This is a genomic window from Neolewinella xylanilytica, from assembly GCF_002934605.1.
GTDB classification, from domain to species: Bacteria; Bacteroidota; Bacteroidia; order Chitinophagales; family Saprospiraceae; genus Neolewinella; species Neolewinella xylanilytica.
Genome location: NZ_PTJC01000005.1, coordinates 2,126,065 through 2,140,809 on the forward strand (window position 1 = coordinate 2,126,065; position 14,745 = coordinate 2,140,809).

Annotated in this window: 9 protein-coding genes; 8 read left to right on the top strand and 1 reads right to left on the bottom strand. The window is 60.0% G+C overall.

Annotated elements, in window-relative coordinates; genetic code table 11:
• Positions 1-98 precede the first annotated feature (98 nt).
• The 5 genes from CLV84_RS08265 (at position 99) to CLV84_RS08285 (ending at position 8,270) form a co-directional block, all read left to right on the top strand.
• Positions 99-1,256 (top strand): outer membrane beta-barrel protein, encoded by a 1,158-nt coding sequence (locus CLV84_RS08265; protein ID WP_104419243.1) that lies wholly within the window; start codon positions 99-101, stop codon positions 1,254-1,256.
• A gap of 141 nt (positions 1,257-1,397) precedes the next feature.
• Positions 1,398-2,573: a hypothetical protein gene (locus CLV84_RS08270; RefSeq protein WP_104419244.1), complete on the top strand. Its 1,176-nt coding sequence runs from the start codon at positions 1,398-1,400 to the stop codon at positions 2,571-2,573.
• Between the two features lie 160 nt (positions 2,574-2,733).
• Entirely contained in the window at positions 2,734-3,111 is a 378-nt protein-coding gene (locus CLV84_RS08275) for a BlaI/MecI/CopY family transcriptional regulator (protein ID WP_104419245.1), read from the top strand.
• The gene (locus tag CLV84_RS08280) at positions 3,108-5,822 is read left to right on the top strand and encodes an ankyrin repeat domain-containing protein (RefSeq protein WP_104419246.1); all 2,715 of its coding nucleotides are present in this window, start codon (positions 3,108-3,110) and stop codon (positions 5,820-5,822) included. Before CLV84_RS08275 ends, CLV84_RS08280 begins: the two co-directional genes overlap by 4 nt.
• A gap of 60 nt (positions 5,823-5,882) precedes the next feature.
• The gene (locus tag CLV84_RS08285) at positions 5,883-8,270 is read left to right on the top strand and encodes an outer membrane beta-barrel family protein (RefSeq protein WP_104419247.1); all 2,388 of its coding nucleotides are present in this window, start codon (positions 5,883-5,885) and stop codon (positions 8,268-8,270) included.
• 2 nt (positions 8,271-8,272) lie between these two features.
• On the opposite strand, the gene CLV84_RS08290 is transcribed toward CLV84_RS08285, so the two are convergent.
• A complete protein-coding gene (locus CLV84_RS08290) occupies positions 8,273-8,629 on the bottom strand; it encodes an MmcQ/YjbR family DNA-binding protein (RefSeq protein ID WP_104419248.1) in 357 nt (118 codons plus the stop codon).
• Between the two features lie 170 nt (positions 8,630-8,799).
• Between CLV84_RS08290 and CLV84_RS08295 the strand changes: the two genes are divergently transcribed.
• The 3 genes from CLV84_RS08295 to purE all read left to right on the top strand — a co-directional run bounded on the left by CLV84_RS08295 (position 8,800) and on the right by purE (position 14,694).
• Positions 8,800-11,229: a TonB-dependent receptor domain-containing protein gene (locus tag CLV84_RS08295; protein WP_104419249.1), complete on the top strand. Its 2,430-nt coding sequence runs from the start codon at positions 8,800-8,802 to the stop codon at positions 11,227-11,229.
• Between the two features lie 392 nt (positions 11,230-11,621).
• Complete coding sequence (locus CLV84_RS08300; protein WP_245911416.1) at positions 11,622-14,096, top strand: TonB-dependent receptor domain-containing protein; 2,475 nt, start codon at positions 11,622-11,624, stop codon at positions 14,094-14,096.
• Positions 14,097-14,202: 106 nt separating this feature from the next.
• Positions 14,203-14,694 carry a 5-(carboxyamino)imidazole ribonucleotide mutase gene (gene purE / locus CLV84_RS08305; protein WP_104419251.1) on the top strand — a complete coding sequence of 164 codons (492 nt, stop codon included), beginning with the start codon at positions 14,203-14,205 and terminating at the stop codon, positions 14,692-14,694.
• Positions 14,695-14,745: the final 51 nt, after the last annotated feature.

Sequence of the window (14,745 nt, forward strand, 5' to 3'; positions counted from 1 at the left end):
CCGGCTAATGAATAAGGAAGTAGCCGATAAAAGGTAGCAACTTTATGTCCTCCCGGTTCAATAGGTTGCGCCGGTAGACCACCTAATAGCACCCAGTTATGCGTACACTCATTTGTCTGCTCGGTTTCCTCCTCCTCACGGAGGTTTGTTTCGCTCAGGTACAGTACCGACAGGGTACGGTCTACGTGGACGGGGCAAGCTCCCTTACCCTAAGCAACAACAAGTACCTCCAGCCGGAGAATACCTGGAGCGATCCACCCCGACCGGAATTTAACCGACTGGGGATAGCGCCCGGCCAGGTGGGCGTCTTTGCCTTTGACCGGCTTTTGGTTGGCGCCTACGCGAACTACGGGTACGGTTGGTACGGCGACCACTTCTTCGACGGTTCCAGAGGAGACTACCACAGTTACCGGGTCAATCCTTTCCTACGTTATTACATTCTCGCGGGATCGGAACGTAATTGGAATCTTTTCGCCGAGTTGGGTTTTGGAACCTGGAGTAGCAATTTGTCCTCGGGCTTCGAAACCGATTTTCACGTAGGTGTCGGCGTTGACGTCCCCCTCTGGCCGGGCGTAGTGGGCACGGCCAAATTGGATTATAACGCCTACGCCGAGGGACTTAATTACACCACTTTCGGTATTCGGGGAAACCTCCTACTTGGCCAGCTTGGTACCCGTATGCAGCAACCGATGGCCAAAGGAAGTTGGATGACCAAGAGTGATTTGGTCTCGGCTTCTATTGGACATATGCGTCGTGGTGACAACGACTGGGTGAATTATGGATATTCCTTCCACCCCACCGTGGGGTATTTCGTGGTCGATGGCCTGTTGCTGTCCGGTCTGGCCTCCGTTTCCTACAGCCGCAATCAGAACGATATCCAGCCCACGTCTATATTCGGCACCAACGCTAACTTGCGACACGTCAGTTTAGACACCGAACTCGAGGCCCGCTATTATCCCTGGCGCAACGGGAAGTTTTTACCCTACGCAGCGCTTGCCTTGGGATATAGCTCCCGGGAGTTTGAATCCGGGCAACCGGATACGGATGTGATCAACGACGAATCGTCAACGCAGTGGCGTGCCGCCGCGGGGCTGAGTTACTTCCTGGGGCAGAACGTCGCCTTGGAAGTGTCCGCCGCGTACCAACGGCAGGCTCGGAAAGTTGACTTCAACGATGGCTTTACTGGTAGCCCCAACGAATACCGGGACATCTCCCTCCAAACCGGCTTCGCCTTCTATTTCGGCGAAGGGCGATAGGGTAAGGAATCCGGTATGCAGCCCGTTGGCACCCTTTCTCGTCCGACCACTTTTCGTGCCGACCAACCAACGTTGCCACCCGAACCACCGTCTGACCGGTAGCGGGTATTTGCCCGCTTTACGGGCTATAATCAACTAAGCATGCTCCAGCGGACTTTCCTATGCCTTTTCGTGACCTGCCTCTTTAGCGCATTTCTTTCCGGCCAGGGTACGCGCGGGGGGAGCTTTTACCTTGACGGTGGGGCTTCCCTCCTGCAGTATGCGCGGATCGATTACCCGGAATTCGGAGTGTATTTTCAACCCTATCGCTTGCAGGGACGACAAGAGAGCTGGCGGGCCAATGTGTTGCCGATCGGCTATTTCTTGACGGACCGCTTCCTCGTCGGAGTCCGATTTGACTACCAGAAGACCTATTCCGATGACTACTGGGCCTCGGAACAAGCGTTCGGCGAATCCGATACCTGGTCCAGCCTTCGCCCCTTCGTGCGCTATTACCCCCTGAGCGGAAACGACCGCCGGTGGGACGTATTCGGCGAAGTCGGCTTCGGCCGGATCGGACTGAAGGGCTATACCGGCATTGAAACCGACTTCCATCTGGCCGCCGGAATCGATTACCGTCTCGGTTCGGGTGTGCTGGCCACCGCCCGACTGGCCTACAATGGGTTCGCCACCGATCTGAATTACACCACCCTCGAAATCGGCCCCCGCATCCTGCTCAACGAGATCAGCGGCCCGACCGGTCAGTCCCGCCTGGCGCGCGGAACCGGCTTCGTGCGCGGTGCGCTCTTCCGCGGCAGTGTCGGCCACATGCGCCGGCAGGGGGAAGACTGGCTGGACTACCGCTTCGAAATTACCCCCTCCGCCGGTTATTTCTTTGCCGACGGTCTCGCGGTCGTGGCCGAGGTAGACTGGAAGATCGGCGGAGAGTACAATTACCTCGAGGTAAACAGCTACCCGGCCCGCTACGGCAACCATGTACTGACCGATTTCCAGACTTCCCTGGGTATGCGCTACTATCCTCTCCGGACCTCCCGGCTGGTTCCCTTTGCCGGTCTCTCGGCGGGCCACTACCGCTACGAGTACGATCATGAGCTGGAAAACAGCGTCGATACCCGGGTAAAGGCCTTCACCTACCGCGGCACCCTTGGGGGGACTTATTTCCTGTCCGATCGCCTGGCCCTGGAGACCCTCGTTTCCTACACAAAGCGGGATGAACGCATGCGCTATCGGTATATCTCCGACGGGGAGTGGATAGATACCGCCTCTGATCGCCTGGTCGTGGAGGCCGGATTCGTAGTCTACCTGGGCGGCCAATAGCCCCCCAACCCGACCCCGAACCCCGCACCTCGAACCCCGCACCTCGAACCCCGAACCCCGAACCCCGAACCCCGAACCCACCTACGATAAAAATCGTACCTAAATTTGCATGTCTACGAGAAGTCTCGTACTTTAGCTACGAGAAAAATCGTAATAAGCCATGCAAAGCCCCCCCACCGCCTCCGAACTGGCGATCCTTCAGCTCCTCTGGGACAACGGTCCGCTGACCGTCCGCCAGGTCCACGACGCCCTGAGCGAGGAGAAAGAAGTCGGTTACACTACCACGCTCAAGACGATGCAGGTCATGCTCGACCGCGGCTTCCTGACCCGGGAGGCGCAGGGTAGGGGGCACATCTACGCGGCCGCCATCGCCAAGGAGGATACCCAGGACAAACTGCTGGACAACTTCCTCGACCGCACCTTCGGCGGCTCGGTCAAGGGGCTCGTGATGCGCGCGCTGGGCAACCGTAAGGCTTCCCGCAAAGACATTCAGGAACTCAAGGCCCTCATCGACCGGCTGGAAAACGAAGACCAATGATCACCCGACTCCTCACCCCCCACCTCGTCGACGCCCTCGGCTGGACTCTGTTGCACACCCTCTGGCAGGGCGCCCTCTTCGCCCTGCTGCTGGGCCTCGTGCTGATCCTGCTGCGTGCGTTCAGTCCCCGGGCTCGCTACTACGTCGCCTGCGGCTTCCTGGGTGCTTTCGTACTTACCGTCGGGCTTACCTTTTACGAGTTGTACGCTTCCGAGGATTCCTTGGCAGCGGTTCAGGACACCGGCAACTTGATAGTCTCCAACGAGTCCGGTACGCAACCGACTTCGGAATCCATTATGGCGCCGGAGCGCAGGAGAGAGGCAACTTCCAACGAAGCCGAGGCCGCTCCGCTTACCGCCTTTCTCCAGTCTGCCCGCACGTACTTCGACCGTCACCTGCCGCTCCTCGTGACCCTCTGGCTGATGGGCGTACTGGTCCTCCAACTGCGCCTGCTCGGTCAATTGGCCTGGGTGCAGCGGGTCAAGAGCTACGGTACCGCCCGCTTTCCCGCCGTCTGGGCGGAGCGGCTGCAGGACCTGGAACAGAAACTCGACATCCGCCGGCCAGTCCGCTACCTGACATCGGGTCGGGTGAGTAGTCCGTTCACCGCAGGCTGGCTGCGGCCGGTGGTGCTGTTGCCGGGCGATATGCTTACGTCCCTCCGCGAGAGTCAAGTCATGACCATCCTGGCCCACGAGCTGGCCCACATCAAGCGGCAGGACTTCGCCGTGAACGTGCTGCAGACCTTCCTTACGACCTTCTTCTTTTATCACCCCGGCGTCTGGTGGATGTCGGCCCGCATCCAGGACGAGCGCGAGCACTGCTGCGACGACCTGGCCGTGGCCGCTACCGGTGAGCGGATCGATTACGCCCGTACCCTGGTCGAGCTTCAGGAGAAAGAATTGCTGGCTCCGAAGCTGTCCATGGCCCTCAGCGGCCGGGGCTTCACCGGGCGGGTGAGTCGCCTGCTCAACGGCTACCTGAACACCGCCACCTTCGGCGAGGGGGTGATCACGACGCTGATCTTTGCCGCCGTGCTATCGCTGGCCATCGGGACTACGGGTGAGGTGCAGGCTTCGGGGACGTTGGCCGAGGCCGAACCTTCCGGGGAATTCAGTTCTCCTGCGCTCGGCGCCCAAATTATGTCGGAAGAAGAAACGGAGGCCATGAACCAAGCCATTCACGCCGCCGCCCGGGAAGCCGGACGTCAGACAAACCAACAGCACTTCCAGGCCACGGAACCGCGCAACCGCGAAGACTTCCACTTTGATTTTGACGCCGACGTAAACGTGCACGAAGACGGCGCGGAAGATGCATTTTCCCTGCTCATGCACGCTATCTACGACGGCGACCTGGAGATGGTCAAATACCTGCTGGAGAAGGTCAACGACCTCAGCCAGACCGACGAGCGCGGCTTCACACCCCTGATGGCGGCGGCCAGCGAGAACCACGTCGACGTAGCCAAGCTGCTGATCGAGCGCGGCGCGGACGTCAACCAGGTGCACCGACAGTGGACGGCGCTTATCGAGGCGGCCGACGAGGGTTCGCTGGAAGTGGCCGAACTTCTCCTGGACAACGGAGCATCCGTCAACTTCGACGGTGGTTCCGGCCGGAGTGCCAGCGTCATGGCCGCCTCGGAGGGGCACCTGAATGTTCTACAACTGCTCGAGGCCCGGGGGGCATACCTAGGGGACGGGGGAGGAAAGCTGTCGCCGTTACACGCGGCGGCACATGAAGGACATAAAGAGATTGTCCGGTACCTACTCGATCAGGGAGTGGAGGTGGACCACCGTGACGGCTGGGGCCAAACTGCCCTGATGTTTGCCGCGGAGGAACGACACACGGAAGTTGTAAGTATGCTGCTGGAGGCCGGTGCCGATCCGGAATTGAAGGATGTGAACGGGAATACCGCCCCCATCCGAGCGGCGAAAGAAGCCGCCGGAGAAAGTCTTCAGGAGATGGCCCAACACATGGGCGACCTGGCGGTGGAGCGCCTGATGGCCACCCCGGAGATCGTGCTCGGACCAGCGGAGGAGGGCGATCTCTTCACCCTCCGCGCCATGCTCGAGATGGGCATGGATGTGGACATTGCCGATCGGGCGGGACGTACCGCCCTCTTGAATGCCGCCGCAGAGGGGCATCTGGAGATAGTCGAATACCTGCTGGAGCAGGGTGCCAGCGTTCATGGTAAAGCGGACAGCCCGCTGTTCTCGCCCATCTTCCGGGCATCCCGGGAGGGGCACGCCCTGGTTGTGGAAACCCTGATCGTCCAAGGCGCACAGCTGGAAAACGGCTGCACCTACGAGGAGATCGAGAACGACGAGCGCACCTACCTGAACCGCTACAGTGGCATTACCCCCCTCGCCGTGGCGATACAGGAAAATCACCCCCGAACGGTGGAAGCGCTGCTCGCCGGCGGGGCCGACCCGGACGGTACGTTCGGACGAACCACCTGGCTGCTGCCGGAGGATACCGACTGGCAGGAAGTACGGCGCATGCGCGATGGCGATATCGCCCGCGAAGGCGAGTTACTGTACCGGTCCTCCGACTGGACCCCCCTACTGCAGGCCGTGGAAACCGGCGAGCAGCGGCTGGTCCGCATGCTGCTGGAAGCGGGCGCCGATAAAGGGCATACCACCTCCGACGGCATCTCCGCCATTTCTTTGGCGCGCCGTCTCGGGCACGACGACCTCGTTGCCCTTTTACAATAAGCGATTTAGAAGATAGCCGCGGCGGGCTGTACGCAACGCCGCGGTAACCAATCACCCAACATGAGAACCCTACTCCTACTGGGGTTGCTGGCCTGTGCTGGTAGCCTCCCAGCCACCGCTTTGTCCACTGTGGACCATTTACTATCCGGCCGGGTCGTCGTAGCCGCCACCGGGGATGCCCTCGAGTACGCTACCGTGTCGGCCTATTCGCCCGACACTACGCTGGTCAACGGCACGGTGACCGGCTCCGACGGCACCTTCCAACTGACCCTGCCGGCGGGCGATTACCTACTGCGCGTCGAGTTCATCGGCTACGCCGAGCAGCAGGTCGAGGTCAGCCTGCAGGCGCCTAAACGGCTCGACGACATATTAATCGAGGCCGCCGACGTCCATCTGGACGCAGTAGAGGTCACCGCCGAACGCAGCCGCATGAACCTCTCGCTCGACAAAAAGACCTTCAACGTCGGCCAGGACCTGCTGGCCCGCGGCGGATCGGCCAACCAACTGCTGGAGCAACTCCCCTCGGTAACGGTCAGTCCCGAAGGCGCCGTCAGCCTGCGCGGCAACGCCGGGGTGAAGGTGCTCATCAACGGACGGCCATCGGCCCTGGCGGACAATGGGGCCCTGGAGAGCATCCCCGCCGAAAGCATCGAACGGGTAGAGATCATCACCAACCCCTCGGCGCGCTACGAGGCCGCCGGTACGGCCGGCATCATCAATATCATCCTGAAAAAGGACCAGCAACGCGGCTACGGCGGCACCTTCAGCCTGACTACGGGCTTTCCGGCCGACCACCGCGCCAACGGGAACCTGAACCTCCGGCGGGAGAAATTCACCGCCTTCCTCACCGCCGGGGCGCGCTATTCCAATTACCGGGGCCGGGAGGACAATTCCCGCGTAAGCCGGTTGGGGGAAACCACTTACACCCTGGATCGTACCATGGACCAGGACCGCAACGACGTGGCCGCCAATGCCTACGCCGGCGTGGATTACCACCTCAGCGAGACGTCCACGGTGTCGGGCAGCTACTCCCTCTACTGGATGATCAACGACGACGAAGCTCTGACCGACTTCGATTACGGGGGTAGTGACCCGAGACAAGCGAGAAATTGGCAGCAGGCCATCGACTACCGCGAGCCGGGCCTGTACCAGCAACTGGACTTCACTTTCGACCGGCAACTGCCGAACGGGGCAAAACTCACCGCCTACCTGAAGAACGACCTGTGGGAGGAGACCGAGCGCGAACGGTCCACCTTCGAGGAGCTGGCACCGAGTTCGGGTACTACGCTCGACTACGTGACCGAAAGCCGGGAGGGTAGCCGCGACCACCTCCTGCAAATAGACTACCTGCGCCCCCTCGGGGAGGGAAAAACCCTCGAGGCGGGTCTACGGGGCGAAACCCGGGTGATCGTCGCCGAATACCTGGCCACCGACCTGCTGCCGGCCACCTCCGCGGTGCTGCCGGGCTTTGCTAACCGTCTGGATTACTTCGAGCGCATCGGGTCGGCCTACGTGCAGTACAGCCGGGAGGGGGAGAAAATCGGCTACCAATTGGGCCTGCGGAACGAATTCACCCTCGTACGTACGGAAAACGAATCCGCCGAAATGGACGACCTCCGGAAGCCCTACAACCGGCTCTTCCCGACCGCTAACGTGACCTACACCTTCACCGAGGGCCTGCGTAGTCAGCTGAGCTACAGCAAGCGGATTCAGCGCCCCGGCTTCTGGCAGCTGAACCCCTTCATGAGTCTTTCCGACCCTAACGGACTCTTCGTCGGCAACCCCGACCTGGATCCCGCCTACACCGACCGGCTGGAGATAAATGTGGTGAGCCAGTCGGATAAACTGACCCTGAACCCGGCCGTCTACGCCAGCCGTACCACGGACTTCTTCCAGTTCGTGGTCGACTACCGGGAAGCGAACGTCTTCGACCTGCAGGACGGCACCATCGTGGTCCGGCCGGTCAATCTGGACCACGAGGATCGCCTCGGCCTCGAACTGACCGCCAGCTACCGCCCCGTGGAAGCGTTGACCCTTACGGGGGAGTGGAACTACTTCGGCTACCGGCAGCGGGGGAAGACCGTCGAACGGGACTTCGCCCTCGAACAGCAGAGCTGGACGGCGGGGGCGCGGGCCAGTGTCTCCTTACCCGGCGGGTTCCAGGCGCAGGCGAGCTTCCAGTACAGTGCGCCCTTTGCCACGGCACAGGGAACGCGGCTGGGACTCTCCAGCGCCCTCTTTGGGATGAGTAAGGAATGGGACAAGCTATTCACCCTGACCCTGAACGTCCGTAGCCCACGCTTTCAGCGTACTGTGACCGACTTGCCTGAGCTCTACGAGTCGGGGGAGCGGTTCCAGACCGGATGGCGATTCGGGGCTACGCTGATATACCGCTTCGAGCGCGGAGCAGACAGCCGGGAGCGGGATGCGCGCGGCAACATCCGGTAAGCTTAAAGCCCATATTCCGCCCGCAGCTTTTTGGTCATGCCGGCCACCACCAGGTCGTAGCTGTGATCGATCAACTCTCGCACTAGCGATTCGGGGAGCGTACCCCCCTCGACGTGTACCGTGTTCCAGTGTGCTTTACTCATGTGCCAGCCCTGCATGATTTCCGGATGACGCTCTCGTAATTCGATGGCTCGCTGCGGGTTGCACTTAAGGTTGATACGAAAATCAGCTTCGTCGAGCCCGGTCAGGGCAAACATTTTTCCCGCCACCTTTAAGACCAGGGTAGTCGGGCCGAAGGGTAGCGTCTCCGTTACGGCAGGTTTTTTTAAACAATATTCCCGGAAAGTAAGCAGATCCATCAGGTTGGATTTATAGCCGGAACAAGGTATGGATATCGGGCAAACCGGAAGAAATGTTGTGTAAACAACTATAACCGGCAAGTATTTCACCCCCCTGAAAGGGATAAATACATCCCGGAACGTACCTTTAAGCAGTTCGTTGACCTTGCCTTCACCTGCCCTACCCTGATATGAAACGTGTTGTCTTCGTCTCTCTACTGCTATGGTTCAGTGTTGTTCTTTCCGCACAGTATCACCTGTCGGGGAACGTTAGCGATGCGGACGGCGCGGCCATTCCCTTCGCCAACGTCGCGCTTTACTTGGCCGCTGATTCCTCCCTGGTCAAGGTGGAAACCACCAATGACCTGGGCTCCTTCGACCTGGCAAACGTTCCGCAGGGGGAGTACGACCTCGTGATATCTTACGTCGGAACCCCCGATCTGCGCCAGGCCCGCATCATCCTGTCCGGTAACCGCGACCTGGGCACGATGGCCATGGCCAGGCCGGGCGTCGACCTAACGGGCGCTACGGTCACCGCCCAACGGGCGCTCGTGGAAGTCAAGCCCGATCGCACCATCTTCAACGTACAGGGTACCATCAACGCCGCCGGCAGCGACGGACTGGAGTTGTTGCGCAAAGCACCGGGCGTCAGCGTCGACAACAGCGACAACATCAGCGTCCTGAGCCGCTCCGGCGTACTCGTGTACGTGGACGGCCGCAACGTACCCCTCCAGGGCGCCGACCTCAGTAACTACCTGCGCAACCTCACCGCCGAGCAGATCGAACGCATCGACATCATCACCAGCCCGGGAGCCCGCTACGAGGCGCAGGGCAACGCCGGCATCATCGATATCCGGCTGAAAAAGGCCGAAGACGAGGGGGCCAACGGTAGCATGACCGCGGCCGCCAGTCAGGGGCGCTACGCCCGCTACGCGGTGAATGTCGGGGGCAATTACCGCAATGATCGCTTCAACCTCTTCGGCAACCTGAGCTACGGCTACAATCAGAACTTCAGTCAGAGCAACTTTACCTCCCGGCAGCGCTCCTTCCTGCTGATCGACGATTTGTACAGCGTACCCATTCTGCGCACCCCGGGCATTCGTACCGGACTGGACGTGTACCTCGGCGACCGGCATACGGTAGGCATCCTCTTCACCGGACAGTACGAGGACGGACGCCGGGTGGTCAACAACAGCACCGAAATCTACGAGCGGGAACGTCCGGGGGTTGTGCTGCTCGAACCGGACAGCATCCTCCGCGCCCAGGTATTTGACGACGGCGATCACAACCTGAATACCTTCAACGTCAATTACAACTTCGCCATCGGTGCCGGGCATAACTTGAACCTTGACCTGGACTACGGCCGCTACCGGCACGCAAACGTGATCGATCAACCGAACCGCTATTTCTCCCCGGGGGGGCAGCTGCTCAGCGTATCGGACAACAGCTTCGACACGCCGATCGACATTACCATCCATACCGCGCGGCTGGATTACAACCTACCGATTGGTAAGGGGGCGGCGAGCGCGGGTGCCAAGTATTCCGGGGTGGAGACGAGCAATACCTTCCTGTTTTATCAGGGGTTAAGCGGCGACCGGACCCTGATCGCGGAACGAAGCAATCTCTTTCACTACGATGAATCGGTATTCGCGGGCTACCTATCGTATGGCGGGCAATTGAGTGAATCCGTCAGCTTCTCCGCTGGGGTACGCATGGAAGTGACCGATGCTGCCGGTACCCTCACCGCCGTCGAAACGGGCAGGAGCGAGCCCTCGGTAGATTTTAATTACGTCAGTTTCTTTCCCAACGCCGGATTGACCTACTCCACTCCCGACGGCAATACGATCAATCTGCGCTACGGCCGCCGCATTAATCGCCCCGATTACAGCAGCCTCAACCCCTTCCGCGTCCAACTGAACGAGCTGAGTTATCGCCGCGGCAATCCCTTCCTCCAGCCCGAAAAGGTGAATAACGTGGAACTGGGTTACGTACTGGGCGGACGGTACAACTTCAAGCTCGCCTACAGCCGTACCGACGACCAGGTGGCCCAACTCTTCAGCCCCGACGATTCCATCGCACTGGCCGGTTTCGAGACCTACGACAACCTCGCCCGGCAGACCGTGGTGAACTTTACCGCCAGCGCGCCGATCCAGATCACTGCCTGGTGGCGCTCCTACCTCAACGCCAGCGCCGGCTACATCAGCAACGAAGCCGATTACGGTGAGGGTGGAATCGTAGATATCGACCTTTTCAACTATCGGTTTTACAACCAAAATACCTTCACGCTTCCCGCCGGCTTCACCGGGGAGATCACCGGCCAGTACATCGGACCCGGCGTGGGCGGGGGCATCTTCGTTTACGACGGCTTCGGCGTAGTCAATCTGGGGCTGCAGCGCAGGTTGCTGGCCGATAAACTCACCGCTAAGCTCACGGTCAGCGACATTTTCTACACCTCGATCATCAACGGGGAGTCCAATTTTAACGGACTGATCGCACAGGGTAGGGTAGCGCAGGACACCCGCCGGGTCGGCCTCTCGCTGAGTTATAACTTCGGTAACCAAAAGGTCAAAGTTCGTAGCCGGGACACCGGCCTCGACGAAGCGGCGGGCCGGGTGCACTAAGGCATTTATCGAGTCGACCGCATTGCGCTCTTTCGTCCGATTGTAGCTTGTTTCGCTGACCTGACACGGCGGGCCACGACTTTAGCCAGGCTGATCTCCGTCAGCTTAATTACCCCCCTTGCCGAACCTGGGCTCCTGCGCCCGGCGCCCAAAATAGTCGCCCGATGAGGCGTGACGCATGCCTATCGTTCCGCCGCGGGATCGGCCTGCGGGTTAGCCAAAAATTTTCTGTCGACGAACGAGGAATTTCATCCGACGAGCAACCGTCGGTACGACGCGCTCGTCCCTCTTTTTTTCGCTGATCTAGTCCCGACGTCCACTCGTCGAATGTTTGTCGTGGGGTAGAAAATCGAGGGTAAGTTTGTGAAAACCAATCGTTTAAAAGGATCCCCATGCCAACGTTCACCCACTTCGCTTCCTTATTTTTGATGCTCTTGTTTACGCCGAGCCTTACGCAGGCCCAGGACTCCGCAGCCAATAAATTCATCATTCGTGGTCAGGTACAGGATGCCGCGGGCACGGCCGTCGCTTTCGCCAACGTTGCGCTCTACACGGCCTCCGACAGCACCCTGGCTAAAGTGGAAACGACCGGCGACGACGGACTATTCCGCATCGTCGACGTACCCGGCAATACGTATGACCTGGTGGTCACCTACATCGGCGCCCCCGAGCTGCGGATGCCGGGAATCCGGGTCGACCGGGACGTTGACGTCGAGGTATTACAGCTTAGTCCTGCGGGCGTGGAACTCGCCGAAGCCACGGTGACCGCCCGCCGCGCCCTGGTGGAGGTGAAACCGGACCGAACGGTCTTCAACGTAGAAGGCACCATCAATGCCGTTGGAAATTCCGGTCTGGATCTGCTCCGGAAGGCCCCCGGGGTTACCGTCGATAACAACGATAACATCAATGTACTGAGCCGCTCGGGCGTCCTCCTGTACGTAGACGGACGGCGCATGCCCCTATCGGGCGCCGACTTGGCCACCTACCTCCGTAACCTGAACGCGGAAGAGATTGACCGCATCGACATCATCACGAACCCCGGGGCCCGCTACGAGGCGGAAGGCAACGCCGGCATCATCGACATCCGACTCAAGAAAGCGGAAGACGAAGGTGCTAACGGCAGCGTCAGCGTGAATGGCAGTCAGGGCCGTTACTCCCAGGGGAACGTTACGGCCAACGGTAACTACCGCAACCGGTGGATCAACGTGTTCGGCAGCGCCGGCTATGCCAACTCACAGTGGTATAACGTAACCGGACTGGAGAACTACCAAAACAGTTTGCTACTCGATCAGGTGGTGTTCAATTCTTCCGTCAACTCCTCACCCAATTACCGGATCGGGGCGGACTTTAGCGTTGGCGAAAAACATACACTCGGCTTCCTGGCCAGCGGGCGGTACAATGATAATACGGGCTACGTCCGCGACGACGTCGACATTTTCAATCTGGCTACCGGAGTGGAAACCGTTGACAGTACCCTGGCGGCGCGTACCGACAACGACTCCGATCGGTCGCAGAACGCTTATAACCTGAACTACCGTTATCTCCCCGGGGAAGGGCAGACGCTGAACGTCGACCTTGACTTTGGCCGCTATCGCAACGATGCCTTATCGGAACAGGTCAATGCCTACACCAATGCCGCGGGGTCGCCGCTGTCGAGCATCTATTACTACTTCGATACGCCGATCGACATCGATATCTACACTGCCAAGGCGGATTACGAACGCACGCTTTGGGGCGGTACGCTGAGTGCCGGTGGTAAATTCTCCCGGGTGATGACCGAAAACACCTTTCTGTTTTACGACGTGCATCCCGGGGCGCCGAGCGAGCGCACGCTGGACGAACAGCTCAGCAACCGCTTCGATTACACCGAAAACGTCTACGCCGGTTACCTGAGCTACCAGGGAAAATGGAGCGATCGGTGGCAGTTTACCGCGGGCTTGCGGGCTGAAATCACCGATGCGGAAGGCGAATTGATGCCTTTCCTTGAAGAACTACGGGAGCCGCCCGTCGAGCTGAATTACGTGAGTTTCTTTCCGAATGCCGGGCTGACGTATAGCCTCGATGCCCAAAAGGGAAATACGCTCAACCTGGCATACGGTCGACGGATTAATCGGCCGGACTACAACGTCCTAAATCCCTTCCGCGAGCAGATCAGCCAGCTGACCTACGAGCGTGGCAACCCCTTTCTCCGCCCGGAAATCGTCGACAACCTGGAGCTGGGCTACACCCATGCCTACCGCTACAATTTCAAGCTGGGCTATAGCAGTACGTCTAACCAGATTACGCGGCTCATCGGGCCTGACAACGAAGATCCCCGCGCCGGTTACATCAGCTGGGACAATCTGGCCAGCCAGCGCGTCATCTCCTTCAACGCCAGCGCGCCGATGCAGCTCCAGGAAAAGTGGAATCTCTACGTGAATGCGTCGGCTAGCCACCTGTATAACCAGGCCGACTACGGTGACGGGGCGGTGATCGACGTGAAGGCCTTCACTTACAGCTTTTTCGTACAGAATACCATCAACCTGCCCTGGAATCTCGTCGCGGAAATCGGCGGTTACTTCTCCGGTCCGGGCGTGTGGGGTGGCGTGCTGCGCTACAACGAGCAGGGAGCCCTGAACCTGGGACTGCAGCGGAAATTTCTCAACGATCAGCTCAATGTCAAACTGAGTGCGAATGACATCCTCTTCACCTCCGGTTGGACGGGAACCAGCGAATTCAATGGGCTGCGAACGGTTGGCTACGGAAACTGGGACAGCCGCCGGGTCGCCCTCAGTTTGAGCTATTCGTTCGGAAACCAGCAGGTCAAAAGCCGCAACCGGCGTACGGGGCTGGAAAAGGAAGCGGAGCGCCTTGGCGACGGGGAATAGCGGTCATCGGGGAGGCGGGGCGACCTGACACATCGGATGTCTGACAGAATGTCAGACATCCGATGTGTCAGGTGGGGGGGTTACCTTGCGTCCTCAAAAATTTACTATGGTATCGATCATTATGGGCTCCGATTCGGATTTGCCCATCATGCGGGAAGCCGCCGAAGTGCTGGAAGGGATGGACATTCCCCTGGAGGTCACCGTCGTTTCCGCTCACCGTACCCCCGACCGATTGTTTGACTATGCAAAGGGGGCGGCGGGGCGCGGGATACAGGTGATCATCGCCGGAGCCGGTGGAGCGGCCCATTTACCCGGTATGGTGGCCAGCCTTACCCCGCTGCCGGTAATCGGGGTGCCCATCAAAAGTCGCAATAGCATCGATGGTTGGGACTCGGTGCTTTCTATCTTGCAGATGCCGGGGGGGATTCCGGTGGCCACCGTCGCCCTGGACGGGGCCAAGAATGCCGGACTGCTGGCCGCGCGGATCCTCGGGGCCCAGGACGAAGCCGTACGCGGACGAATGGTCGCCTACCAGGAGGCCCTGCGCGCGGCCGTGGAAACGAAGTACCGGAAGCTCGAAAAAGAAGGTTGGAAGTAGTTGGGTAGGTACCCCGGCGGCCGTGCCGTAACTTCGCACTTTGGAGAAGCG

What these genes read in the sequence shown, in the direction of transcription:
- CLV84_RS08265 (WP_104419243.1), top strand. Translation starts at nt 99, where the DNA reads ATGCGTACACTCATTTGTCTGCTCGGTTTCCTCCTCCTCACGGAGGTT.
- CLV84_RS08270 (WP_104419244.1), top strand. Translation starts at nt 1,398, where the DNA reads ATGCTCCAGCGGACTTTCCTATGCCTTTTCGTGACCTGCCTCTTTAGC.
- CLV84_RS08275 (WP_104419245.1), top strand. Translation starts at nt 2,734, where the DNA reads ATGCAAAGCCCCCCCACCGCCTCCGAACTGGCGATCCTTCAGCTCCTC.
- CLV84_RS08280 (WP_104419246.1), top strand. Translation starts at nt 3,108, where the DNA reads ATGATCACCCGACTCCTCACCCCCCACCTCGTCGACGCCCTCGGCTGG.
- CLV84_RS08285 (WP_104419247.1), top strand. Translation starts at nt 5,883, where the DNA reads ATGAGAACCCTACTCCTACTGGGGTTGCTGGCCTGTGCTGGTAGCCTC.
- CLV84_RS08290 (WP_104419248.1), bottom strand. Translation starts at nt 8,629, where the DNA reads ATGGATCTGCTTACTTTCCGGGAATATTGTTTAAAAAAACCTGCCGTA.
- CLV84_RS08295 (WP_104419249.1), top strand. Translation starts at nt 8,800, where the DNA reads ATGAAACGTGTTGTCTTCGTCTCTCTACTGCTATGGTTCAGTGTTGTT.
- CLV84_RS08300 (WP_245911416.1), top strand. Translation starts at nt 11,622, where the DNA reads ATGCCAACGTTCACCCACTTCGCTTCCTTATTTTTGATGCTCTTGTTT.
- purE (WP_104419251.1), top strand. Translation starts at nt 14,203, where the DNA reads ATGGTATCGATCATTATGGGCTCCGATTCGGATTTGCCCATCATGCGG.